Origin of the sequence: Flavobacterium panacis (genome assembly GCF_024649945.1) — a bacterium.
GTDB classification, from domain to species: Bacteria; Bacteroidota; Bacteroidia; order Flavobacteriales; family Flavobacteriaceae; genus Flavobacterium; species Flavobacterium panacis.
Genome location: NZ_JANKMS010000015.1, coordinates 1 through 26,115, shown reverse-complemented (window position 1 = coordinate 26,115; position 26,115 = coordinate 1). Strand labels below are relative to the sequence as shown.

The 26,115-nt window shown below is 34.7% G+C and carries 13 protein-coding genes; 2 read left to right on the top strand and 11 right to left on the bottom strand.

The window, feature by feature from the left end:
- The first annotated feature begins 34 nt into the window (after positions 1–34).
- Positions 35–1,033 carry a helix-turn-helix domain-containing protein gene (locus NQQ59_RS23305; RefSeq protein WP_144212116.1) on the top strand — a complete coding sequence of 333 codons (999 nt, stop codon included), beginning with the start codon at positions 35–37 and terminating at the stop codon, positions 1,031–1,033.
- A 110-nt stretch (positions 1,034–1,143) separates the two neighbouring features.
- Here NQQ59_RS23305 and NQQ59_RS23300 read toward each other — a convergent pair whose 3' ends face one another.
- A complete protein-coding gene (locus tag NQQ59_RS23300; RefSeq protein WP_144212118.1) occupies positions 1,144–1,425 on the bottom strand; it encodes a hypothetical protein in 282 nt (93 codons plus the stop codon).
- 256 nt (positions 1,426–1,681) lie between these two features.
- Entirely contained in the window at positions 1,682–4,459 is a 2,778-nt protein-coding gene (ppdK, locus tag NQQ59_RS23295) for a pyruvate, phosphate dikinase (RefSeq protein WP_144212120.1), read from the bottom strand.
- An 837-nt stretch (positions 4,460–5,296) separates the two neighbouring features.
- On the opposite strand from ppdK, the gene trxB reads away from it, so the two are divergent.
- On the top strand, positions 5,297–6,241 hold the full coding sequence (trxB, locus tag NQQ59_RS23290; RefSeq protein ID WP_144212122.1) for a thioredoxin-disulfide reductase: 945 nt from the start codon (positions 5,297–5,299) through the stop codon (positions 6,239–6,241).
- 61 nt (positions 6,242–6,302) lie between these two features.
- Here the strand turns inward: trxB and NQQ59_RS23285 are convergent, their stop codons facing one another.
- The 9 genes from NQQ59_RS23285 to NQQ59_RS23245 all read right to left on the bottom strand — a co-directional run bounded on the left by NQQ59_RS23285 (position 6,303) and on the right by NQQ59_RS23245 (position 25,214).
- Entirely contained in the window at positions 6,303–7,094 is a 792-nt protein-coding gene (locus tag NQQ59_RS23285) for a gluconate 5-dehydrogenase (RefSeq protein ID WP_144212124.1), read from the bottom strand.
- Positions 7,095–7,137: 43 nt separating this feature from the next.
- Entirely contained in the window at positions 7,138–8,268 is a 1,131-nt protein-coding gene (locus tag NQQ59_RS23280; protein ID WP_144212126.1) for a DUF4861 family protein, read from the bottom strand.
- A 185-nt stretch (positions 8,269–8,453) separates the two neighbouring features.
- Positions 8,454–12,491 (bottom strand): hybrid sensor histidine kinase/response regulator transcription factor, encoded by a 4,038-nt coding sequence (locus NQQ59_RS23275; protein WP_144212128.1) that lies wholly within the window; start codon positions 12,489–12,491, stop codon positions 8,454–8,456.
- 123 nt (positions 12,492–12,614) lie between these two features.
- Positions 12,615–13,994, bottom strand: a complete 1,380-nt coding sequence (locus NQQ59_RS23270; protein ID WP_144212130.1) for a sulfatase family protein — start codon at positions 13,992–13,994, stop codon at positions 12,615–12,617.
- Between the two features lie 226 nt (positions 13,995–14,220).
- Positions 14,221–16,107: a RagB/SusD family nutrient uptake outer membrane protein gene (locus NQQ59_RS23265; RefSeq protein WP_144212132.1), complete on the bottom strand. Its 1,887-nt coding sequence runs from the start codon at positions 16,105–16,107 to the stop codon at positions 14,221–14,223.
- A gap of 16 nt (positions 16,108–16,123) precedes the next feature.
- Positions 16,124–19,276, bottom strand: coding sequence for a SusC/RagA family TonB-linked outer membrane protein (locus NQQ59_RS23260; RefSeq protein ID WP_186296533.1), 3,153 nt, complete (start codon positions 19,274–19,276; stop codon positions 16,124–16,126).
- Positions 19,277–19,917: 641 nt separating this feature from the next.
- A complete protein-coding gene (gene hepC / locus NQQ59_RS23255) occupies positions 19,918–21,894 on the bottom strand; it encodes a heparin-sulfate lyase HepC (RefSeq protein ID WP_144212133.1) in 1,977 nt (658 codons plus the stop codon).
- Between the two features lie 126 nt (positions 21,895–22,020).
- Positions 22,021–24,003: a heparin-sulfate lyase HepC gene (gene hepC, locus NQQ59_RS23250; protein WP_144212135.1), complete on the bottom strand. Its 1,983-nt coding sequence runs from the start codon at positions 24,001–24,003 to the stop codon at positions 22,021–22,023.
- Between the two features lie 11 nt (positions 24,004–24,014).
- A complete protein-coding gene (locus NQQ59_RS23245) occupies positions 24,015–25,214 on the bottom strand; it encodes a glycoside hydrolase family 88 protein (RefSeq protein ID WP_144212137.1) in 1,200 nt (399 codons plus the stop codon).
- Positions 25,215–26,115 lie beyond the last annotated feature (901 nt).

The window sequence follows — 26,115 nt, the reverse complement described above, 5'->3', positions numbered from 1 at the left end:
TAAAAGCAGTACTAGCTAATTAGTAGAAATTATTATGGAGAATGAGTTTAAAAGCCAATTGGCTCTTCCAAAAAGTGTTATTGAAGTAGAGAATAGTCACTTGTTGGCAGAGCAGGGGAGTATTATTGAAACTAACATTAAGATAGAGTCAAACGAATTTAATATTGAGAAACAGAGTATTAAAATTGATGGCGTGTGCATTCATTTCTATAAAAAAAATATTTTCCGACAACAAAAGTTGAGAGTAATAAGTCATTCGGGATATATTCAAATGCATTTTGAACTCTCTACAGGTGAAACTCTTTATGAATCTGGTGAAAAAAGAGGATCCTATCTTCCGATTTATCAAAATCAACATATGTTGTTTTTCGAACCTCATTTGGATGGATACTTAACTTTTCCTGTATGTTCGAAAGCGATGACAGTCGAAATTGAACTGTCTGAAGAATGGTTGAAAAAACACTTTGGAGAAGAATTAACACTGCTTCGTGATTTTGCTTTTGGACTTAAATCTAAAACGGCGGCAATATTAGGAGGGAGAACATATCCTATTTGTTCTGATATTTATCTGATTATTAAGCAGATTTATAATTGTCCCTACACAGGAGATTTAAAGAAGTTTTTTATTGAAAGTAAACTCTTAGAACTTTTGGCTGTCAAAATCCATAAGGCAGCTAATACTTTAGAAACAAAGAATCTTGTCAAGATATCAAATACAGATAAAGAACGTCTTTATCAATTAAAGGAACTACTTTCATCTGTAAAACAGGGACATTTTACAATTCAGCAAATGACAGAATTAACTTTTATGAATCGTACAAAACTGCAAAGTTCTTTTAAGCAACTCTTTGGCGTTACGGTACATGAGTTTGTGGTAAATAAACGTATGGAAGAGGCTTACGACTTATTGAAATACTCATCTGACTGGACAGTTGCTGAAGTTGCACGTCATGTAGGATACAAGCATTACAATCATTTTTCGATTGCCTTTAAAAATAAATTTGGTATTTCACCAAGCAAAATTTCAAACTAATAAGAGATATACGAATTAGAATATCTTCATTTAGCCTTAAAAAAGTGCTGTATGATTTTAGTATTTTGCTTAAATTCTAGAAAAGGCCGGCACAATTCTAGAATAGTTGCTTAATAGTAAGTTGACTCCAAATAAGGATCATAAATATCTGCGTCCCATTGGTTATCATTATAATCATCTGTGTGATCTTCTTCAGGTTCTAAATCAATTATATTTTCGCTGTGATCGTGGCTAATGCCTTTTAAAAATTCACAGTCAAAGTCCGGTTCATCGTCATGTCTTTGGTACAAGTCTGCTAATTGTGAGGTACTTTTTTCAGATTGAAATTCAGCATCGATAAAGTGAGTTGGATATGAATTTGAAAGCGAATATGTAGTTGTTGATGTTCTCATAATTTAATTAGTTTCAAGGTGTAAATACTTTTTCTTAATTCAAATTTAGAAGACACAGCAAGCTTTTTGATTATAGAATTCTGTTGTGATTTTATATAATTCAGTGGAATAAGATAATTAGAGCTGTCCGAAAACAGCTCTAATTGGATTTTCAAATAATTTCAGATTAACAGACATTCTGAAATTGTAATGAAAATCGAGAAACAATTAAATTAAAAAAAATGATCATTGGTTTAAAATCATGTTCTTTATAGCGTTACGCTGTTTTTTCTTCCAGTTGCGTTTCTACTACTGGAATCTTTATATTATTATTTTCTTTTATGGCAGCGTGAGCAGCAGCAAGTCTTGCGATTGGAACTCTGTAAGGAGAACAGCTTACATAATGCATCCCCGCATTGTGGCAGAATTCTACAGAAGCAGGTTCGCCTCCGTGTTCTCCGCAAATTCCTATTTTAAGGTTTTTTCTAGAAGAAAGTCCTTTTTTTACTGCCATAGTAATCAATTGCCCAACACCTTCCTGATCCAGAATTTGGAATGGATCGTGTTTTAAAATACCTTTCTCTAAATACAACGGTAGGAATTTTCCAGAGTCATCACGAGAGTAACCATAAGTCATCTGCGTAAGATCATTGGTACCAAAAGAGAAGAATTCAGCTGATTCAGCGATTTTATCTGCTGTTAACGCCGCTCTTGGTACTTCGATCATAGTTCCGACCATATAATGTATGCGATCACCAAAATCAGTAAATATTTTTTCTGCAGTTATATTTACCACTTCCTTTTGAAACTGCATTTCTTCAACGGTACCTGTTAGTGGAATCATAATTTCGGGTTTGCTTTCAATTCCTTCTTTCTTAAGATTTAAGGCAGCTTCTATGATGGCTTGGGTCTGCATCTCTGTAATTTCGGGATATGTATTTCCAAGTCTGCAACCTCGGTGTCCAAGCATTGGATTAAATTCATGTAAATCATTTATTTTTTCTTTTAAAACCTTCTGTGAAATTCCCATTTGGTTAGCAAGTCCTTTCTGGCTATTTTGTTCATGTGGCACAAACTCATGCAGGGGAGGATCGAGTAAACGAATGGTTACAGGAAGTCTGTCCATGGTTCTAAAAATTGCTTCAAAATCTTTTCGTTGCATTGGCAGTAATTTTGCAAGCGCACTTCGTCTGCCTTCTTCACTGTCAGAAAGAATCATTTCTCTCATTGCCATGATCTTATCGTCTTCAAAAAACATATGTTCAGTTCTGCAGAGACCAATTCCTTGTGCCCCGAAACGTTTTGCAGTCTGTACATCTGTTGGAGTATCTGCATTGGTTCTGACTTGCATGGTTGAATATTGATCAGCCAAATGCATTAGCTGATCAAAGTCACTGCTAAGTTCTGCTTCGGCTGTTTTTATTTTTCCTTTGTAAATTCTGCCTGCAGAACCATCAATAGAAATCCAGTCTCCTTCTTTAAGCATTTCATTTCCAAATTGAGCAGTCTTTGATTTATAATCTATTTTAATGCTTTCGGCTCCTGCCACACAACATTTCCCCATACCTCGAGCTACCACTGCGGCATGTGATGTCATACCACCTCTTGCAGTCAGTATTCCCTGTGCGGCCACCATACCTTTTAAATCTTCTGGTGATGTCTCTATTCTAGTCAAGATAACTTGTTCGCCGTTTTCTGCCCATTTTTGGGCATCAGCTGCTGAGAAAACGATACGTCCTGTAGCCGCACCAGGTGACGCTGGAAGTCCCTGAGCAAGAACTATTGTTTTTAAAATTTCAGATTTATCAAAAACAGGGTGAAGCAGTTCATCCAGTCGGTTTGGATCTACTCTGAGAAGTGCAGTCTCTTCATTAAGCAAGTTTTCATGATACATGTCCATTGCCATTTTTACCATTGCGGCACCAGTACGTTTTCCGTTTCTGGTCTGAAGTATCCATAGTTTTCCTTCCTGAATAGTAAATTCGATATCCTGCATGTCTTTAAAGTGAGTTTCTAGTATATCGGCCGCCTCGATAAGTTCTCTGTATATCTCCGGCATGGTTTCCTCTAAAGATGGGAATTCCTTACTTCGTGTACTTTCAGATACTCCCGACAAAGTAGCCCATCTTCTGGAGCCTTCAAGAGTAATCTGTCTTGGAGTTCGAATTCCTGCTACCACATCTTCACCCTGGGCATTACTAAGATATTCTCCGTTAAAGAGTTTTTCTCCAGTACTTGCATCACGTGTAAAGGCAACACCCGTTGCTGAACTTTCTCCCATGTTGCCAAATACCATCGCTTGAACAGTTACCGCAGTACCCCAGTGCTGCGGAATGTTGTTGAGTTCACGATAATATACAGCTCTTTCATTCATCCAGCTATCAAATACAGCAATAATAGCTCCCCCAAGCTGTTCCCAAGGATCCGATGGAAAATTTCTTCCTGTTTCTTTTTTTACAATATCCTTAAAATAACTAACGATTTCTTTTAAATCTTCAGCTGTAAATTCACTATCGCGAGTGATCTGTTTTTCTTTTTTTGTCTTTTGTATAACTATTTCGAAAGGATCTTCTTCTTGGTCAGATACAGCTTTAACTCCCATAACAACTCCTGCATACATTTGGATAAATCTTCTGTAGGAGTCCCACGCAAAACGAGGATTTCCAGTTTTTTCAATAAGCCCCTGAACTGATTTTTCATTGAGCCCAAGATTCAGAATAGTGTCCATCATACCAGGCATAGAAGCTCTGGAACCAGACCGTACAGAAACGAGACATGGATTGGAAGCATCTGCGAATTTTGTTCCAGTTTGCTTTTCTACAAATTGCATGGCTTTAAAGAGATCATTCATAATGAGATCTAAAACGGTGCTTGTTCCACTATGATACAGTTGGCAAAGTTCTGTAGTAATGGTGAACCCAGGAGGGACTGCAATACCGATAAGATTCATTTCACAAAGGTTGGCTCCTTTGCCGCCGAGAAGATTTCTCATTCCGGCATTTCCTTCAGCTTGTTTGTTACCGAAAGTAAAGATAGTTGGTGTTTGGTTAGTCATAATTTTTTTCTTTTTTTTCTGCCTTGATAATTTAACGAAATCGATATAGTAGAATGGGTAAAAAAAATATTTGATGATTTAAAAAGAACTTTTTGACAAATAAATTGCGATTTATAAATAGCGGGCATTTAAGCTCATGCATTTTTTTGTAATAGCTTAGTAATAATGCGCATGATGCTTAAACACCCGTCTACTCTGCGTAATTCAGGTTATAATGCAATGAATTTCAACAGTAAAACTCTTATTCTGAGGACGAAATTATAGATTCTAAAACGACCTTTCTGTGTCTTTTGTCACATTTACAATTTTACAACGTTGCTACTCGGGTTAAGATTTCCTTTATGTTTATAATTTTTGACTTCAAAACAGAAATACCTGTATTTGCTAAAAGCTTTACTGGCTTGACCTGAAATATTACTGTCATTTTGACTATAATATCTGAACGAGAATGAGAATTAAAGCTGAAAAAAAATTTAAAAAACAGAAAAAAAAATCTACTGTGACAAAAGACACTGAATAGCTATCGATGATTCTATAATTTAGTTTTTTGAAATAGTCTTGAAGCTGAAATTCATCTTATTGCGATTAGGGAAGCATGGAAGCAGAAAAGATAGTTGTCTGGCCGTTGCAGTATAATTTTGTTATTTGTGTGTAACGGAAGATAGTCAGACAGCACTATTTCAATGAATGGCAGTTCCGGTTGATCATTTTAAAAAAATGTCTTTCAATAACTTATTTTCCAAATTTAGTTGATTGATTACAAGCCTGAAAGACAAGAAAGAGCTGTCTGCCAACAGCTCTTTTAAAATTGTTTATTAAGTAGAAAAAACTAATACTATGTCAAATACAATTGAAAAAATTAAATGCCTTATTATAGGTTCTGGTCCAGCAGGTTACACAGCAGCTATTTACGCAGCCAGAGCAAACATGAATCCGGTTTTGTATCAGGGTATGCAACCAGGAGGTCAGTTAACCACAACTAATGAAGTAGAAAATTTTCCGGGATACGTTGATGGAGTTACTGGGCCAGAAATGATGATTCAGTTACAGGAACAAGCAAAACGTTTCGGTGCAGATATCCGTGATGGATGGGCTACAAAAGTTGATTTTTCAGGAGATATTCATAAAGTTTGGATTAATGATTCCATCGAATTGTACTGTGAAACTGTAATTATTTCTACAGGTGCTTCGGCTAAATATTTAGGATTACCATCAGAACAACACTATTTGAATATGGGTGGAGGAGTTTCTGCTTGTGCCGTTTGTGACGGATTCTTCTACAGAAATCAGAATGTTGTTATTGTAGGAGCAGGAGATTCTGCATGTGAAGAGGCGCATTACTTATCTAAACTTTGTAAAAAAGTAACGATGTTGGTAAGAAGCGAGAAATTCAGAGCTTCTAAAATTATGGAAGAAAGAGTTCGCAAAACAGAAAACATCGAGATTTTAATGAACCACGATACTGTTGAAGTTCTTGGAGATAATAATGTAGTTCATGCTATTAAAGCTTTAAACAAAACTACTGGAGAAGTTATTGAAATTCCAGCAACTGGTTTCTTCGTAGCAATTGGTCATAAACCAAACACAGATATTTTTAAAGATTACATCACATTAGACGAAACAGGATACATTGTAAATACTCCAGGAACCTCTAGAACAAATGTTGAAGGTGTATTTGTAGCAGGTGATGCTGCTGATCATGTATATCGTCAGGCCATTACTGCTGCAGGTACTGGCTGTATGGCCGCATTGGATGCTGAAAGATATTTAGCTTCAAAATGATTTAATAACAGGCACATTAATTCGGTAATAAATTAATGTGCCCGTTATACAAAAAAACGTATTATTCGTTTGACGGTTTTCCAATGGTAGCTAAAATGCCGCCATCAACATAAACAACATGTCCGTTTACAAAATCACTGGCTTTAGAGCTCAAAAAGATTGCTGCACCTTGCAAATCATCTGGATCTCCCCAGCGTCCTGCTGGAGTTCTTCCCATAATAAATTCATTAAAGGGATGACCGTTTACACGAATTGGTGCTGTCTGACTTGTAGCGAAATAACCAGGACCAATTCCGTTTGTTTGAATGTTGTATTTTGCCCATTCTGTGGCCATGTTTCTAGTCAGCATTTTTAAGCCGCCTTTTGCCGATGCATAAGCACTTACAGAATCTCTTCCTAATTCGCTCATCATCGAACACATGTTAATGATTTTTCCGCCCCCACGGTTGATCATTCCTTTTACAACATTTTTAGAAACGATAAAAGGTCCCGTTAAATCTACTTTTATAACCGCTTCAAAATCCGCAACTTCCATTTCTATAATTGGCGTCCTTTTGATAATTCCAGCATTGTTAATTAAAATATCAATTGGACCCACTTCGGCTTCAATTTTTTCAATTGCTGCAACAACAGCCTTTTCGTCTGTGACATCAAATAAATAGCCGTAAGCTTCAATTCCTTCTGCTTTATATTCTTCAATTGCATTGTTTACCGCTTCCTGCGATGAATGATCGTTTACGACAATTTTAGCGCCCGCATGTCCAAGTCCTTTGGCCATTGCCATTCCTAATCCGTGAACTCCTCCCGTAATTAAAGCTGTTTTTCCAGTTAAATCAAATAAGTTAATTGACATTTTTTTGTTTTTTAGTTAATAGTATTCTTAGTCTTTGTTTGCTTTATTTTACACTAATAATAAGCGGATTTTTTAGTTCCTCATTGAACTGATTCAGATAATCCAACCATTGTTGCGCATTTGTAATTTTTCCTGCTTTGTCCCAAGCAGCACCTGCATAATACACAATTGGCTCGTTATTTTTTATAGTAGTTTTAGTTAATAATTGCTCTTTATTAATCCACATTAGTTCAGCAGGTGTAGTTAGTATAGACCCGACAGCTGTTGTGCCGTCTTTCTGAAAAGTAGGTTCCCAATACCCCATAATGCCTTGCTGTTCATTTAGCAAAATAACGCCTGGTTTTTCTCTTCGAATAATGCCCACAACAACGGGTAAGGGTTTATTATCATTGAAGGTGTAAAGATTTTCAATCCGGTTAAGTTGTGAACCAGCATCAATAGAAATAGTTTTGATTGCTTGAACTTTGATTCCGCCAGCATTCCAACTGTCATAGACTAATTGAAAAGTAGTTCGAAGCGGACCATTATCAAGTATTTTCCAGTTATGATAATTCCCAGAATAACGAATAGTATCTTTTACAAATGGTGCCATATTTCCAGCGCCTAAAGTATATCCAACATGATAATAATCTAATCCATCACCGTGGTCTACGTGATAATCATTGCGTTTGTAGCGATTATTTAAAACAAGTTGAGAAGTGCTTTTTACCCAAACATCAAAACCATAAGCATCGCCTTCTGTTTTTTCTAACGCTTTTCCGTAGGCTCGAAAGGCAATTTTATCATTTTCCCAAGCAAAATCATCTAATCTTTCGGGAACGAAACGTGCGAAAGTCTTAGGTGTAAAATTTTCAGGTTTTCCTTTTTGTATGAAAAGCTGAAATGAACTTTTAGCTTTACTATCGATTTGAACCAAAAGATTTTGAATAGCAGATTGACCTCGATGTTCTAACTGAAACGGAATTTGTTTTTTTGTCTGACTATTGATGACTATAAAATTGGACGTATCAATCTGAGGATAGGAGCGTAGCACGTTTTCCCATTTTATGGCTGTAACAGTTTCTTTTCTATCAATTGTAGAATTGTTTGTAATGGTAATGGTTGCTTTGGTTTGCGCTGTAATTGCTGTTGGCAAAATACAAACTATTGCAATGATGAAGTGTAAGAGTTTCATGAGATTTATTTTTTGAATAATGAGTTCAGTTAAGACATAAGTTGAGTTGTCCGAATAAGAAAAGTTATTTTTCGGATATAATTTTTTAGAATAATAAAAGATGATTTTAAACCCTTTTCAGGTTTTTAAAAGCTAAGATGTAGGAATGAAATTTTGCATTAGTGAGTTAGTTTTGTTGTAGTTAGTTATTCTTTTGTGTTTTCTAATCGGGCTAAATATTCGCTTGGCATACAGCCGTAATGCTGTTTAAAAGCAGTTGAGAAATAAGAAGGCGAGTTGAAGCCGCACATATATGTAATTTGTGCAATGGTGTAGCGCTTGCTCTGCATGAGTTCGACCGCCTTTTTAAAGCGGATTCTCTTTATAAAATCCATTGCAGATTCGCCTGTTATCGCTTTTAATTTAATGTAAAGATTAGAACGGCTCATTCCGATTTCACGGCTGAAATGATCTACAGTAAACTCAGAATCTGCCAAATGATCTTCGACAATGCGAATGGCTTCTTTTAAAAATTCTTCATCCAAAGTATTAAACGCAATATTCTCTGGAACCATTTCTTTTCCAACAGAATAATATTCTTTAAGACGTTTGCGAGAACGTAATAAATTCGTAATTTTTGCCGCTAATAATGGCGTCGAAAAAGGTTTGGTAATATAATCATCTGCACCCATTTCCAATCCTTTAATCTGCTGGCTGGTTTCATTTCTTGCCGTTAAAAGCATCAACGGAATATGCGAAGTATTAATGTTTTGTTTCACACGCTTACAAAAATGCAAACCGTCCAACTCAGGCATCATAACATCGCTGATAATTAAATCAAAAGGATTGATTTCTAATAAATCTAATGCCATTTGTCCGTTGTAAGCAACCGTTACGTCGTAGGTTTTACTGAAATAATCCTGCAAATAATCCAGAATTTCTTTATTGTCATCTACAATCAGTAATTTCATTGGCTGATTGCTGTCGATTATCTCGTTTTCTTCTTCGATTTCATTTTCACTTTCCAATTCATTATCAGTAACGATTGATAAATCATACAAAGATTCTTCAACCTGCTGATCGTTTTTATAAACCTGATCCAAAATCGGAATAGCAACGGTAAAAGTACTTCCTTGTTCTTCCGCACTTTCAGCGCTGATTTCACCATGATGCAATTCGACCAAACGTTTTGTAAAAGCCAAACCAACACCAGAGCCCAAATTCATTTCGCGGTTATTTACCTGATAGAAACGATCAAAAACTTTAGATAAATTTTCCGAGCTAATTCCAACTCCCGTGTCAGCGACTTTTATTTGTACTGTATCATTTTTTCTCAATAATTCTACCTGAATGCTTTGTCCTTCTTTGGTATATTTGAATGCATTAGAAAGCAAGTTGAACAAGATTTTCTCCATTGCATCTTTATCAAAATAAAATACCAGCTCAGTTTCTGTTGTATGAAAAGTGTAATGAATATTGTTCTTTTCTGAAAGTGGTTTAAACGATTCGAAAATTTCCTGTGTAAAACGAACCAGATCACTTTTGCCCACTTTTAACGGACGCGTTCCCATTTCTGTTTTTCTAAATTCAAATAATTGATCAACCAAATTGTAAAGTCGTTTGGCATTAATGAACATTAATTCATGCTTCTTTTTAGTGATTTTATCGGAAAAAGGCATTTTTAATAATTCTTCTAAAGGGGCTAAAATCAAGGTTAAAGGAGTTCTTAATTCATGTGATACATTAGTAAAGAAATCCATTTTGATTTGGTTGATGTAACTCACTCTTTCTTTTTCAATTCGTTCCAATTTTAACTGTTGAACGGCTTGTATTCTTTCTTTTATGATTTTAAAGCCAATGTAAACTGCCGTCCCAATTATGGCAAAAAGCAACAATGAAAACCATATTGTTTTGTACCAAGGCGGTAAAATGACAATGTCTAAACTTCTTACGGCACTCATCTCGCCATTTGGTCCAATGGCTTTGATTTGAAAGTTGTATTTTCCTGCTGATAAATTACTGTAGCTTACCTTTAAGTTATCAGTTCTTTGCCATTCTTTATCAATACCTTCTAATTTGTACAAATAGTAGGTTCTGTTGGAAGAAATATAATTAAACGTATTAAAAAAGATACTGAATTGTTTGTATTCTGGACCAATTTCCAGCTCCTTAACTTGATCAAGATGCTGTTCTAAAATGTCAGTTTCATCATCTACAGCGACAGTTTTATTTAAAACTTCTAAAGCAGTGAAATTCAATTTTAAAGGAAGCGGACTCTGTTTGATCATCGACGGATAGAAATAGGAAACGCCTTTTATACCGCCAAAAAGCAACATTCCATCTTTTGCTTTGCAAAAAGAATAATCGTTAAACTGTTTGTTCTGTAAACCATCGCTTTCGTCAAAAGTCTGTACAGAACGTTTGTCAGGATTAAATTTGATTAATCCCGTGTTGGTAGAAATCCATAAATTGTTCTCGTCTGGAATGATGCCGTAAATCGTTTCTTTAAAGAAATCTTTTCTCGCTTTAAAACTGATAAAAGATTCCTGAACTTCATCATACAATCGCAAACCTTCTCTTGTGCCAATCCAAATTCGGTGTTTTTGATCTTCGGTAATGCAGTTTACAATATCGTCGCTTACTTTTTCGTGGCCAATATTGCCAAACAATTGTGTTTCTGGATAAAACAGTGTTACGCCATTTGTAGTCCCAATCCAGATTCGTTTTTTACTGTCTTCAAAAAGAAAAGTAATATCGTCAGAAACGGGTCTTTTTCCGGCTTTGTCCAAATGAATATGCGTAAAGGTTTTGGTTTCAGGATGAAATTGATCCAATCCAGATCTTGTTCCAATCCAGATCCTGCCTTTGGAATCTTTGAGTATGCTGTAAACCAAATCACCAGCAATGCTGTTCGGATTGTTTTCGTCGTGGCGAAAACGCTGTACCAAACCCGTATTCGGATTTAAAACATTCAATCCGCCGTTGTGAGTGCCCACTAAAACATTTCCGCTTGTATCAAATTCAATAGCTTTGATATTGTTTGAGCTCAAACTGTTTGGATTACTTTCATTATTAGAAAAATAAGTAATCGTATTAGCGTTTTTATTCCAATAATTAAGGCCTTTATCGTTGCTTCCAATCCAAAAATTACCCTTTGAATCTTGCTTAATAACGCCAATAACTTCATCATTTAAAGATGGTTTTCCGGAGTTCTGACTTAAAAGATTGAATTTAATATCATTTTTATGATAATAATTCAGACCGCCATAATAAGTTCCTAACCAGATTCCGTTTTGTTTGTCTTTAAAAATACAGCGTACCGAATTCTGGCTGATTGTATAAGGCTGTGATATTTGGTGAGAATAATTGCTAAAAGTATTGTTTTTAGGATTAAAAATGCTCAGTCCTTTAAAAGTTCCAAACCATAAATTGCCTTCAGTGTCTTTGTTGATGCATCTGATGTTGTTATCGGCAATACTGTTGTTTCCAGCGTTGTGCAGGAGGGAAGTAAGTTTTCCATTTTGAGCATTGTATTGAATGACACCTTCACCTTCTGTTGCGACCCATAATTTTTTGCCTTCAATAAAAACATCATTGATATATGATTTCTTTGAACTCAGATTTATTTTGGAAAGCTGATGGGAATTGGAATTTAATTTAAAAAGACCAACATCCGTTCCCAATAAAATCTGTTGTTGCCAAAGACCGATGTAAGCAATTTTCTTGATTTCGTGTGAAGAAGCATTAAACTTTATTGGCTTAAAACTTTTGTCATTTGGAGAAAGTACAAAAACATCTCCAGCAATAGAAGAAGCCCAGATTCTGTGCTGACTGTCTTCAGTTATAGACGAAATGTACCATTCGCCTATATTTCGCGGTAACGAATAATTGATAAAACTGTCTGTATTGTAATTGTAAACGCTGATTCCTTGATTACCTCCAACCCATAATTGTTCTTTATGATCGGTAAAAAGGCTTCGAATATAATACGACTGCAAACTATTTTTAACGTTTTTAATTGGTCGGTAAACTTTAAAACCTTTGCTGTCATAGCGATTTAATCCGTCCTGTGTTCCAATCCAGATAAATCCCAAAGTATCTTGCCGAATAGCAAAAACAGAACTCTGCGACAAGCCTTTATCAACCGAAATCGTTCGGAAATAACGATCTTGTACTTGCGCATAACTTTTTGCAGCGAAAAGAGTTATGTAGAAAAACGTAAAAAAGACAATCGTTTTCTTCATAAAGGTTTGAATTATAATTTGTTATTTGGTCTTCTTTTTAGTTTAAGGTAAACTTAAAGCTCTAATTTAAACAAAAAGAAAACACTTTATTTTTTAATTTTTATCGGATAATCAATCATTTTTTTATAATCCTGATTGAAAGGAATCTCCATTCTTTTTGCACCATTGTTTTAAATAGCGACGTATATTTAGCAACTCTTTTTTATACTTTTTGTCTACCGCTAAATTTGTAATTTCTTCGGGATCTGTTGCTAAATTGAAAAGCTGTTCTCTTAACTCGCCTTTATTGTAAACAATGTATTTAAAGTTTTGAGTAATTACAGCACGTCCGCTTATGTTTAAGAGTTCTTCGTTGTCTGCAAAATCAGTTTCTATAACCAAGGTATCACGAAGTTTTAGGGCTGGATTTTCTATTTTTTTACTCAAATCGATTCCTTTTAAATAAGTAGGTTTTGGAACGCCTGTAAAACCGCAAATGGTCGGAATGATATCAGTTCCGTTACAAACCAGCATTTCGTCTGTTCTTGGTTTCCAATCTCCAATTTTTGAAATGATAAAAGGTATTTTAGCCGATTCTTCATATAAAATCTGTTTTTGGTTCCAGCTGTGACCTGCATAACCGTCGCCATGATCGGCAGTAAAAACGATAATGGTGTTTTTTTCGATGCCGTATTTTTTAAGTGAGGCCAAAACCATTTCGATGTAATTATCTACTTTTTCAATTAGTCGATTATAAGCCCAACGGTATTGACGCCATTGATCTGGAGTCCAATTTACAGTAGGATAGGTTCTGAAACTTACTTTTTGCTGTTCCCGCACAATTTTAGGTTCGTGTTCTGGAATCTTCCAATTGGCAGGCAAAGGCGGACATTGGTCTGCAGGTGGAGCGCTTTCTAAAACATCCATTTTAAGCTCTTCTCCACGAGCCCATTCGCAAATATCATGCGGATTTAAGAAGGAAGCTACTAATAGAAATGGTGTATTTTTGTTTTCTTTTATAAATCTAGCACAAAAAGATGGAGTTGCAGCATCGTTGTAATCCTGAAAATTGGTATTTTCGATATATTCAAAGCCATGTTGTTGTTTTTTAGAAACAGGAACAGGCAAATGCCATTTTCCAACGTAGCCCGTTTTATAACCTCCGTTTTGGAAAATTTTTCCCATCATCAATAAATCATCAGGCCATTGTCCGTCTTTTTCAGGAGCATTTCCAATAAAACCGGTTTCGTAAGGCATTTTTCCGCTCATAATAGCCGAACGTGAAGGAGAACATAATGGTTGCGCACAATAGGCTTTGGTAAAATGTACACCATTTTGAGCCAATTTATCCATTGCAGGAGTCTGCAGATTTTGATTTCCGGCATTACTCATCGCATCGGCAGTCTGCTGATCGGTCATGATGATTAGAATATTAGGGCGTTCCGTGTTTTGCGCATAGTTTAATAATGGAATATTTAGAATTCCTAAAAGGCACAAAATGAATATGTTTTTTTGAAATTTCATATCTCTTGTAAAATAGCGTATTCCGTTGTTTTTGAAAGGCTTTAATTTAAAAACGAAAGTAAGAATCGTTATTCTTTTGTTGTTTTGAATTTGTTTAAAATACTATCAGATTTAACTAAAATCATCTCTGAATTATTAAAACAGCTAATGCAGAACCTAAGCTCTGCATTAACATCCAACCATGAGCAATTTCTAAAGATCGTAAGCACTTAGAAATTAAATTGTATTAATATTTCGGATTTTGACGTGTGATGCTTTTATTGACATCCGTTTCATTTTGTGGGAAAGGATACAATTCATGTTTACCCGTTATAAAATTGGCAACAGAAGGATAAAAATACGTAGCGCGTATTTGTTTTACGGCAGCACTTGTTTCATTCAATTTATCGGCAAGAATTCCCCATCTTATTAAATCGGCTCTACGCATTCCTTCAAAAGAAAGTTCCCAAGCTCTTTCTTGTTGTAAAGCTTTAAAAAAGGCTATTTTGTCAAGACCTGTTGGCAGGTTTATTTCTGCTGTTGTTGGTTTTGGTAATAATCTCGCAGTTGCAGTTGCACCAGAACCTTTTCCGTCTGTGCTAGTAATGGTTACTGTTGGAACAGAAGTGTAACCGTCTCCAGAACGAAGCATTCCGATAGTATTTACTCCTCCGCTGGCAAGCGTAATTACAGCTGCCGATGCATCTGTACCGCCGCCGCCAGTAATTTGTATTACAACATTTGCAGCATTGGTGTAGCCAGTTCCTTTTGTTTTCAAATCGATTGCAATTCTGCTTCCTTGAATATCAGCTCCAAAGGCTCTTTTTCTAACTAGGTTGATAGCTTCGTAAGCCAATGCGTTTGGACCTTCATTTAATTCGTTTTCAACTTCAGCACGCATTAAAAGCAAATCAGAATAACGCATAATCACCCAATTTACATGTGTGTAAACACGTTCAGCAGTTGCGTTGGTCATAAATTCTCTGCTCCATTTTGAAACAGTCCATCTTTCATCTTGATTGGTAGTTAAAAGCGGTAATTTATTTCCAAGGTTATTGATTTGATAAGTTGCAATGGAGAAATCTCTTCTTTGATCTGCAGCGTTAAAACTGTTGTAAAATGGTTTTGGAACTAAACATCTCGCAATGTTTGAAGGATAAACACCACTTGCAGTTGTTGGTCCGTTAAAATTTCCTATCCAAGAAGAGTTACCAATATTTCCTGCTGGATTGTAAAACGCCACTTGAAAGATATTTTCTGTTGGTTCTAAAACATGCTGACATTGATTTTTAAATACTTTAGAATAAGACGGATTCAATTTGTACGGATTTTGCGCCATCACATCATTGATTTCCTTTTGCGCAATTTTATAATAGTCTTTATAATTAGCAGGGCGTTTTATTACTCCATCAGCGTTTAAAGAATATCCTCCAGCAAATAATGCCACTCTCGCCAACATAGATTTTGCTCCCCATTTATTGATTCTTTCATCTGTTGGAAGTGATTCTGGTAATAGTGCAGTCGCTTCCTGCATGTCTTTGATAATCTGCGTATAAATTTCCTGACGATCTACTAAAGCACCGCTAAGTTTATCTCCAGATTGTGAACTTTTGGTTTTAAAAGGAACATCTCCCCACAAACGAACCAATTCAGAGTAATAAAAGCCTCGCAGGAATTTAGCTTCGCCAAGAAAACGATTTAATTGTTGTTTTTGAGCTTCGGTTCCATTACCAAACAATTCCATTTTCGGAATTCTCTCTATAACCACATTTGCTCTGTCGATTCCTTCATATAATTTGCTCCAAGCGGCGTAGAAAGTATTGGTTTGAGAAATTCCCTGATAATGTGCAATTGTTCGCCAATCGTCAGCACCAGTTCCAGACATTTGTTCAATATCAGTATCAGCATCAAAAATCATAGAAATATTCCAGCCGTAACTGTCCATAGATGACATGGATTCGTAAGCTCCTAATGTGGCCATATTGGCTTCGTTTACATCAGAAAAAAAGTTAGCTGTGGTAAAATAAGAATACGGAGTAACTTCTAAATCTTTGTCACAAGCATTAAGTGGCAATAGGAGACAGGCAACACCTGCTAAAACAATTGCTCTGCGTGAAAATATATTGTGTTTCATTTTTTTAAACTTTAAATTATAATGAAATATTTAATCCTGTAACAAAGGATTTACTTCTAGGATAAGCGCTAAAATCTACTCCTCTTGTAATCGCATTATTAATCACATTGACTTCTGGATCGTAACCTGAATATTTAGTAAATACATACAAATTGTAAGCGGTGAAATAGATTCTTAAATTTGAAATTTTAGATTTTTTCAACCATTCTTTAGGTAAAGTATATCCTAAGCTTACATTGTTAATTCGTAAAAACGAACCGTCTTCAATAATATCGCTGTATAAACGTCCCGTTGCGTTACCATTAAAAGCAGGATATTTTTTGCCCACATTTAAAGCGGTTAATTCATCAGGATCCGTAACACGTTGTCCAGCGGCATTAATGGTTGTCCATCGGTCTGCATAGATTGCGAATGTATTTAGGTTATCTAGGTTTAATCTGGAGTTATTCAATACGTTGGCATTGTAAATATCGTTTCCTACAGTAAAATCAAGGAAAACGCTTAAATCAATTCCTTTGTAGCTGAAAGTATTATTAAGTCCTCCAGTATATTTTGGATTTGCATTTCCAATAATAGTTCGGTCTAAATCATTAATTACACCATCTGGCGTTCCATTTGGTCCATTTATATCTTTGAATTTAATAAATCCAGGCTGTACAACAACATTATCACTTACAACTCCTGATTTTAAAGTATACGCTTTTGTAGTTGGATTATAATCGAAATCACTTACTTGGTATAAACCATCGCTCACATAACCGTACATTGTTCCAACTGGTTTTCCGACTTGCAGAATGTAATCGTTTTTGTCTGTGTAACTGTTCGTAATTAAGGAGGTTTCTCCTTCGCTTAAGGCTAATACTTTTGTTTTGTTGAATGCAATATTGAAAGTAGTATTCCAAACAAAATTATCATTTTTAATGTTGATGGTATTCAAAGTAAATTCTAAACCTCGATTAGAAGTTGCTCCAATATTTTGAAATTGTTTTTTGAAACCAGAACTTGCTGGAACTCTTGTGTTATAAAGCAAATCTTTAGATTTATTATCATACAATTCGGTTGTAAGTGAGATTCTTTGCTTAAAGAATCCTAAATCAAAACCAATGTTTGTCGATTTTGTTGCTTCCCATTTCAAGAACGGATTTGGAAGATTGTTTTGGAAAGCCGTGATATTCACCTGATTGTTTAACGGATAAGAACCTGAATTGAAAATACCTAAAGCCGCATAATTTGCAATTCTGTTGTTTCCTGCTTCACCATAACTTAAACGAAGTTTTAGATCAGAAAAAACAGGAAGTTTTTGCATGAAATCTTCTTCGATAATTCTCCATGCAACTGATGCAGAAGGAAAATAACCCCATTGATTTTCAGTTCCAAATTTTGAAGAACCATCCGCTCTTAAACTTGCAGATAATAAATACCTGTTTTTAAAAGCATAATTAGCTTTTCCGAAGAAAGACAATAATTTGTCATCTTCTGCAAAAGAGGTTGGAATACCAGGAATAGTTCCCAATTGTAATTTATCCCAGCTTAGGTTAACATTTGGAAAAGCCGAAGCAGAAACACTTACACCTTCGTTGTAATTATAAATGTATTCTTGTCCAATTGTGGCATCCAGTTTATGTTTTTTGTTGAAGGTATTAGTGTACGTTAAAACATTATTGTAATTGAAACGAGTTCCAATATTATGCGTTACACCACCGTTTGCACCTCCAGCTCTAATAGCTTGAATTCCTCTTGAATCATTAAAATATTTACTTTTATTGCTGTTATCGGTATAACTTACTAAGCCACGATAAATTAATTTTGGCGTGATATTGTACTGAAACTGCAAGCTCATATTAAGTGCTTTGTTGATCGCTTCTCTTTTCTGACTATCAATGGTAATAAGCGGACTTTGAAATGTTGGAGAATCTTGATTGTCTAAAGGATCAACAACCAAAGTTTTAAGATCTTCGTCTGAACCAATTTTTCCTATTGTTGGCCTGTATTGTAATAAATTCTGAAGCATGCTCAATCTCGCATTTCCACCATCAGAAGTAGAAAGTCCTGTGATTTTCTGATTCGAAAAATTTACAATTGCATTGACAGTGAATTTTTTACTGATATTATTGATTACATTCAGTTTTACAATATTTTTTACAGAACCTGTTCCAAGCATAATTCCTTCGTCATTATTGACAGAATAAAAAGCATTATATTTTGTGTCATTTTCACCTCCGCTGATGCTTATTTTATGATACTGACTTACAACAGCATTTCCGAAAACTTCATCCTGCCAGTTGATTCCTTTTCTGTTTTTATAAAGCCCTTCCAATTCATCATAAGTTCCGTAAGCGCCTACAAACTTCTGCATTCTCGCATCGTCTGTTGCAGATTCATAGATTAACTTTGTATAATCATACGGATTCAATACTGGAAGCGTTTTAGCAATCATTTTTATACCACCATAAGTGTCGTAGTTGATACTTAGTTTTCCTCCTTTAGCTTTTTTGGTTGTTACCAAAACTACTCCATTTGCACCTTGAGCACCATAAATAGAAGTCGAAGCGGCATCTTTTAAAACATCAATCGATTCAATATCCATTGGATCAAGAAAATTCAATCCGCCTGTTTGAGCAACACCATCTACAAAATACAACGGTTCGTTGCTTTGCGTAATAGAAGTTCCTCCTCTAATTCTCAAAGAAGGTTCAGATCCAGGAGTTCCATCTGACATGGTAACCTGCATACCAGCAATACGTCCTTGAAGAGCCTGTGCCACATTCTGCACGGGAACTTTAGCAAGTTCCTGACCTTTTACTGAAGAAATTGCACCGGTTAAATCTTTTCTTGTTTTTGTTCCGTAACCCACAACCACAACTTCGTCAAGATTGTTCGTATCATCAATCAATTTGGTATTGATTTGCGTTCTGTTATTAACTTGTTCTTCTTTTGATTTTGTTCCAATAAAAGAAAATACAAGAACTGCATTTGGTTTTACTTTAATTTGATAATCACCATCCATTGAAGTTACCGTCGCATTTTTAGTTCCTTTTTCAGAAACTGTTGCTCCAGGCATCGGCAGATTTTGAGTATCGGTTACTATTCCTTTTACGGTTATTTTATCTTGCCCATACATCATCTTACATGTGGTTAGCAGTAAGAATAAAAATATAATCCTTTTCATAATTTTTCTTTAGTGAGGAATAAGTATAAAATTTACTCCAGTTGATGTTATATAAGTTTGGTTTTGGTCGTGTTTAATAATTCATCACAATCTGCTTTTTGTTTTGTTGCGAAAGAAATTATAACAATAAATTAATTTGAAAAAAAGGGTAAAGGAATTTTAAGTTTTGGAAACAAGAATAAGTTTTCTAAAAGCCTGGTCATTTTTTTTTGAGTAGTCATGTTTTTTGATTTTTAATTGAAACAAATATAGAAATCGGGTTTCCATGACTGTTTTGAATGCGTCCAAAATACTATTGAATTTGATTAATACGATATTAAAAGTCCTTTAAAATCAAGGGTAAATTCGGTTTTAGAGGCATTTTATAAAATTTGTTTATGTGGCAAAGCTAGTAATTACAAGTGATTTCGATAACGTTTGCGTAAAAATTATAAGTTAAGAGAAATGAAGTCAAATGTTAACTTAAATCATTCTTTAAAGCATAAATCTAGATTGAAAATCAAATCGTGTTTTAAAGGTTCAGATTAAACTTATAGAATTAATAAATTGTAAGCTGAGATAAGTTTTTTTTGAAATTAAAAACTATAAAAAAAGCGTCTAAAAGTAATTTTTAGACGCTTTAAAGAATTGTATCGGAGAAATTAATTCAAACGAGTTTTAACTTCACTTTTTTTACCATCAACTAAAATGTTTAAACTGATAATTCCTTTCTCGAAATCATTGTCTTTGTTGGGCTGGATTTTGATTTCAGGTGTTTTGTTTCCAAATGGATAAAGAATACTTATAAAAGATTCTGTATTATTGTCTTTTTTCTCTTTTTCAAACACAAATGCAGGTCTTTCCAGTTCTTTCGCGTAAGCGTAAGAAACCTTTCCAGTTTCTTCATTTAAGACAATTTTATCAGCATTTAAAGATTGAATTAAAAGATTGTTTCCGTCTTCATAAGTGGTGTAAACCCTGTTGTTTGCTTTGTCGAAAATGGGTTTGCTGTCTTCTTTTAATTGAAAATGAACGCCTAATTTCCCTGTTGCTTTTCCAATTGCTTTATCAATTATAAGAAAGTATTTGTTATCAATAAACAAAACACTTCGTTGATGATTCAAATCGGTATAACTTGGATTAGTGTACGTTAAAAGATCTAAGTTTTTGCCCGTTTGCCATTTGTCTTGATTTGCTTTGGTAATCACCATATTTTGATCATTCAAGGTCATAGTACTGTGAACTTTTGTTTGACGAAACCAATTTCTTTTTTTCGTTACTTCTTCGTCTCCACTGTAAATATAACAGCCTGAATCTGGCGTGAAATTTCTTCCTTTCATCCAAAGTTCAAAAGTTCCGTTGTCAGGTTGCGAATGAAACTCTGCTGGAGGTCCAGCTTTTAGAATCATTACGGTAGATTGTTCATTCCAGCCATTTCTAAACGTGTAAAATCCGCCGTTTGGTAAAGCATTCGATAAATAATTTGGTTTATTTCCTTCTGTACCATCAGTAGCAAAATATTTGATTACGGCATTTTCTGGGAAAACTTTAGACCAGATTTTAAATTGTTTTAATCGAGCCTCTTTTTCAACCAGCCAAGAATCGCCAAACATTGGATTATTATAATTAGGAAACATCATGCTTGTGGAAGCTAAAATCATTTTTTCAATGGTTTGCGCGTAAGTATCAGGAAATTCTTTTTCTACACCAGCCATTTTCGCCGAATTGTAAGCTTTCAGGAAAATATCGATGCAGGCAACATGATAAATTGGAGAAAGTTCCCATTGCACGCCGTCAGGAAGTACTTGAAGTTTAATTTCGCGATTCAAGATTTCGATACCGCTTTTGCGCCAAGCTTCAGCCTGTTTTAATTCGGGAAAAAATGCTCCAGCTCCCAAAATACGTTGCGCTTCAAACAATAAATGATTTCCTTCTTTGCTGTAATTTTCAGGAATATAAGCAGCTTGTTTGTTATAAGAATTTAAAAATTCCATCAAAAAAGCAGGAGTAAAGTTTGGAGAATTTACAAATAAATTGAACGTTGGAGGTAAACTCTGTACACGATCTGATACTTCTAACGGACGCCAAGCAAAAGAATCATTTTCTTTAGAACTTCCTAAATAATTCTTTTTTTCCCAATCGCGAAACTGGAAAATCCATTCTTTGGCATATTTTTCATCTCCAGAACTGCGATATGCCATTCCCATTGGAAGCCACCAAGTTACACGATGCAATTGCCAGCGGACTTCGTTGTCTTTTACTGGCCAAAATTCCCAGTTGATGTCTTTTCCGTAATCGTAAAATCCGTAACCTTTTTGCGGTTGAAATTTATGTTCTAAAGCATTATCCGCTTTTTCCTGATTCGCTTTGCCAATTTCTTTTCCGCGAAAACGACTTTCGTCACCAATATTAAAATCTGGATGTTTAACGGTTTTTCTATTGCGATAATAAGTCAGCAATTCTCTTGCCGCTTCATCATATTTTGAAGCATTAAAAAGACTGTTTACTTTTTCTAAGCCTTTGTAATTTAAATTAATACTATTAAAACTTTCTTTTGTAATTGGCTTTTCTTGTGCGTTACCGTAAAAAGAAGTCAATAGGAGAAAGAATAAAACGGTTGTTTTTTGTAAATTCTTCATTTAGGTTTTTAATTAAGTGAGTTAGATAATTTGTGGTTATAATTAAAAAGCTATCTGGTGATATTATGGCACCAAAGATAGCTTTGTATTGTTTTAATTTTTGAAAAAGCTCAAATAAAACGATATCTAGTAAACAAGGTCTTTCTTTATATGTCTTTCTTTTCCGTTTATACTAACGTTCAGATCAATTTTTCCTTGAGAAAGATTATGTTTTGGATTTTCTATAATTTTTACAACTGGCGCTTTTTGTCCATCGAATGGAAGTAATAAGGAAATAAAACCTTGTGTTTGTTCGTTGCTTTTAATTTTTTCAAAGGCAAAAGCAGGTCTTTTTGTTTCTTTTTGATATTGATACGAAACAAAACTAGATTCTTCCTTTAAAGTGATTTTGTCTTTATTTACCACTTGTATCAACAGATTATTTCCATCTTCGTAATGTGTTGAAACACTATTATCTAAAGAGTTACTGGTAGCTTTACTGTCTTCTTTTAAATTATAACGAATTGCTACATTTCCTGTTGCATTTCCAATTGCTCGATCAATAATGAGGAAGAAAGTATTGTCAATAAAAAGAAAAGTCCTTTCATGATTTAAATTTGTATAACTCGGATTGCTGTAAGACAAAATTTGAGTATTTCCATCAGGTTGCCATTCTAGTACTTTAGCCTTGTTTGTTATGTTTTGATTGTCAAGAGTTAAAGTTTGATGTGCTTTCGTAGAACGATACCAATCTCTTTTGGAGTTTTCCTGATCGCCAACGTTTGCATAAACAAAACTACCAGAATCTGGCGTGAAGTTTCGGCCTTTTATCCAAAGAACAAAATTACCATTGTCAGGATGCGAATGAAATTCAGCTGGAGGTCCAGCCTTAATTTGCATTACTGTTGCAGTTGTATCCCAGCCATTTCTAAAAGCGTAAAAACCAGCATTTGGCAGACTGCTTGATAAATAAGCTGGTTTCGTTCCTGATTTGTAATCTGATGCAAAGTATTTAATAGTCTCATTTTTAGGAAAAACGTTTTTCCAAATCTGATAATTCTTTAGCATAATGCTTTTAGTGGTTAAAAAAGAGTTTCCATACAACGGAAAAGTATAATCTGGAAAAGAGTATTTACCAACAGCAAGCACCATTTTTTCGACAAGATTACTATAGCTTTCTGGAAATTCCTTTTCTATTCCGTTTAATTGCGCTATTTGTAAGGCATCTAAAAATATTTTAATGGTTCCGATATGATAGGAAGGCGAAAGTTCAAATTGAACTCCATCAGGTAATAATTGTTTCTGAATTTCTTCATTTAGAATAACAATACCGCTTTTGCGCCAAGCAGACGCTTCTTTCATTTCAGGAAAAAAACTTCCTGCATACATCATATGAAGCGCTTCGTACAACCTATGATTTCCAACATCAGTGTAATTGTGCAAAACATATTCCGCTTGTTCGTTATAAGAATTCAAAAATTCCATTAAAAAAGCGGGAGTAAAATTTGGCGAATTCAAAAACATATTGAAATAAGAAGACCAATGATTAAGCCTGAAAGAAACGACAAAAGCTTTCCATGCAAAATCTTTTTCATCAGTATAAGAACCTTGTTTATTTTTTTTGATCCAATCTCTTACTTCGAAAATCCATTCTTTGGCGTATTTTTCATCTCCTGTACTGTTGTATACAATTCCTAATGGTTCCCAAAAAGCAGTTCTGTGCAAAAATGTAGTCAGCAATTGATCTTGTACGGGACGATATTGCCAATTAATATCCTGTCCGTAATCATAAGCTGGATAACCTTTGTGTGGTTTAAATTGGTGTTTTAGAATATTATTAGCAAGTTCTAAGGTATTTTCATTAACTTTTTTTCCTTTTAACTTTTCTAAATCAACAGGATTAAAATCCAAATGTTTTACATCAGTTCGGTTTCGATAATAATGTAAGAGCTGGTTTGCAGCTTCTTTATATTTCGCTGAAGCGACTAATTTCTTTACCTTTTCAAGTCCTTTGCGATCAAGATTAATGGCATTAAAACTAGATTTAGTTATTTTAACTTCTTGTGCAATAGTTTTTTGCATTAAAAGTAAAACAAACAGAAAGACGAAAGTTTTTATAACAAGACGCATTTGTATCTAATTTAGATTTCAATTTTTTTAATTGCAGCATATCTTTTTAATGCTTCCAGATAATAATAATCTGCGTAATCAAGCGGTGTATCAATTTCTGAATTATACAAAAAAGCGCCTACGCTATGTTTTAGCAAAAAGAAATGATTTTCACCAGCTTTTGCTAAATACGCATCAGAAGATAATGATTTTAGAATTTCTTCGGCATAATCCAAATATTTTTTTCCGTCTTTAACCTGTGTGCTTAAATCCAAAAGGGCAGAAGCAATTACAGCTGCGGCAGAAGCATCTCTTGGAGCAGTTTCAGCAGTATCTAAGGCATTATGAACATCAAAATCCCAAACAGGAACTTTATCTTTTGGCATTGTAGGATGGTTCATAATGAATGAAGCGATATGTTCTGCTTGATCTAGAAATTTAGGATTTTTACTGTTGGTATAACACATCGTGTAACCGTACAATCCCCAAGCTTGTCCGCGCGCCCAAGCAGATTCGTCTGTCACGCCTTGATGGGTTCTTTTACGTAAAACTTTACCCGTTTTTGGATCATAATCAACCAAATGATATGAACTATAATCTTTTCTAAAATGATTTTTGATCGTAGTTAAAGCATGCGTATTTGCAGCTTTAGCATATTCAGGTCTATCAAATTGGTTGGCGCCCCAATATAAATATTCCAAATTCATCATATTATCAATGATTACTGGGTAATGTAGCCAAGGAAAATCCCAAGAACGAATAGTTCCAACAGTTGGACTAAAACGCGCATAAAGATTCGCAGCGCCATCAGCCAAAGCAGGAAGATAAATTTTGTCTCCCGTAATTCTATAGGCATTTCCATAAGAGCAATACAACATAAAACCAACGTCGTGTGTATTTTTTATATTTCTGATGGAATCTAATGCAAGTGTGAAATTCTTTGCTTCTTCTGCCATTTTTTTGTCGCCTGTAAGTTCATAACCGTACCATAAACTTCCTGGAAAAAAACCAGTTGTCCAGTCTGTTATTCCTGCAAGTCTTACTGTTCCATCTGGATTAACAGATCGTGGATTTTTTCCAGGTTTATAAGTTTGAGCCGCTTTGTTGAGTTGAAAATGAATTATTTCAGTTGCTTTTTTAAACCAAAAAGGAGAGGGTTCGTCCTTTATTTTAGCAAAAGAGCTTGTTGCAGTAAATGAAAGTGCGAGAATTAGATTGAAGGTTTTTTTCATAGTTTAATCGGTTTATTGATATTCGGATTTGGCTGAATATCTTTAAAGCGAAATTAAAATGAGTATCGAAAATGCCCTTTCAGTTTTTGATATAAATGTTTTGAATTTGTCTAAATGTCAATTAAATCAAATTTTTAGAGATGTCTATTTTGTTAACAGTTTGCTTTTGGTGGTGATATACCCTTATATATAGTTTTATCTTTTTTATTTGGGATATAAAATTCCTAATCAATGCCTTCTTCTTTCGAACAAGGGCTTTTCTATTCTATTATATATAGGAGTGATTTTTATTTCCAACCCGATAGGTCTTGAAAACCTGTCGGGTTTGTTTTTTTTGTATACATATAATATATAATAAGTGAGGCGAATGATGCTGAGTGCAGCGGAGCCTTGATGTTTGGAATTTGGAATTTCTAAAATCGGAATTTGAATAAAAATAAGGAGCAATTTCCCGCTATCCGCTGCAATCTTTTGTTTTGAACCCCAAAACAAAAGGATTTCCGCTTCTATCGGGGCTAGTGGATGGGGTTTCAGAAGAGGTGAAAGGGGTAAACTTTGCATCTTTGCGCCTCTGCGGGATTAAAAACGGCAGAAAGAATGCTTTCTGGACTTGAATTCCGTTTAGAAAACAGGCTTAAAAATTAAAAACTCCGCAAAAGCAGCAATCCAAAAGACGCGTAAAACAGGGAAAATTGAATCAAGCGAAGAAAAACCTCACGCAAAGTAAAAAAATATAAAAACGTAAACAATCCGTTACCAGTTAGTTAAGAAATAGTTTTAAAAAAGATTGAAAAAAGTCTTTAAAAAAGCTTGTAGAAGCGGAAAAAGGTTCTACTTTTGCACCCGCAACAACGAAAAACGTTCACTGAAATACTGGCAAGCAGACGGATCAAAGGAGGGT

Excerpts from the sequence above, each read along its gene's own strand:
- ppdK (WP_144212120.1), bottom strand. The coding sequence starts at position 4,459 with ATGACTAACCAAACACCAACTATCTTTACTTTCGGTAACAAACAAGCT.
- hepC (WP_144212135.1), bottom strand. The coding sequence starts at position 24,003 with ATGCGTCTTGTTATAAAAACTTTCGTCTTTCTGTTTGTTTTACTTTTA.
- NQQ59_RS23275 (WP_144212128.1), bottom strand. The coding sequence starts at position 12,491 with ATGAAGAAAACGATTGTCTTTTTTACGTTTTTCTACATAACTCTTTTC.
- trxB (WP_144212122.1), top strand. The coding sequence starts at position 5,297 with ATGTCAAATACAATTGAAAAAATTAAATGCCTTATTATAGGTTCTGGT.
- NQQ59_RS23300 (WP_144212118.1), bottom strand. The coding sequence starts at position 1,425 with ATGAGAACATCAACAACTACATATTCGCTTTCAAATTCATATCCAACT.
- NQQ59_RS23280 (WP_144212126.1), bottom strand. The coding sequence starts at position 8,268 with ATGAAACTCTTACACTTCATCATTGCAATAGTTTGTATTTTGCCAACA.
- NQQ59_RS23305 (WP_144212116.1), top strand. The coding sequence starts at position 35 with ATGGAGAATGAGTTTAAAAGCCAATTGGCTCTTCCAAAAAGTGTTATT.
- hepC (WP_144212133.1), bottom strand. The coding sequence starts at position 21,894 with ATGAAGAATTTACAAAAAACAACCGTTTTATTCTTTCTCCTATTGACT.
- NQQ59_RS23245 (WP_144212137.1), bottom strand. The coding sequence starts at position 25,214 with ATGAAAAAAACCTTCAATCTAATTCTCGCACTTTCATTTACTGCAACA.
- NQQ59_RS23260 (WP_186296533.1), bottom strand. The coding sequence starts at position 19,276 with ATGAAAAGGATTATATTTTTATTCTTACTGCTAACCACATGTAAGATG.
- NQQ59_RS23285 (WP_144212124.1), bottom strand. The coding sequence starts at position 7,094 with ATGTCAATTAACTTATTTGATTTAACTGGAAAAACAGCTTTAATTACG.
- NQQ59_RS23265 (WP_144212132.1), bottom strand. The coding sequence starts at position 16,107 with ATGAAACACAATATATTTTCACGCAGAGCAATTGTTTTAGCAGGTGTT.
- NQQ59_RS23270 (WP_144212130.1), bottom strand. The coding sequence starts at position 13,994 with ATGAAATTTCAAAAAAACATATTCATTTTGTGCCTTTTAGGAATTCTA.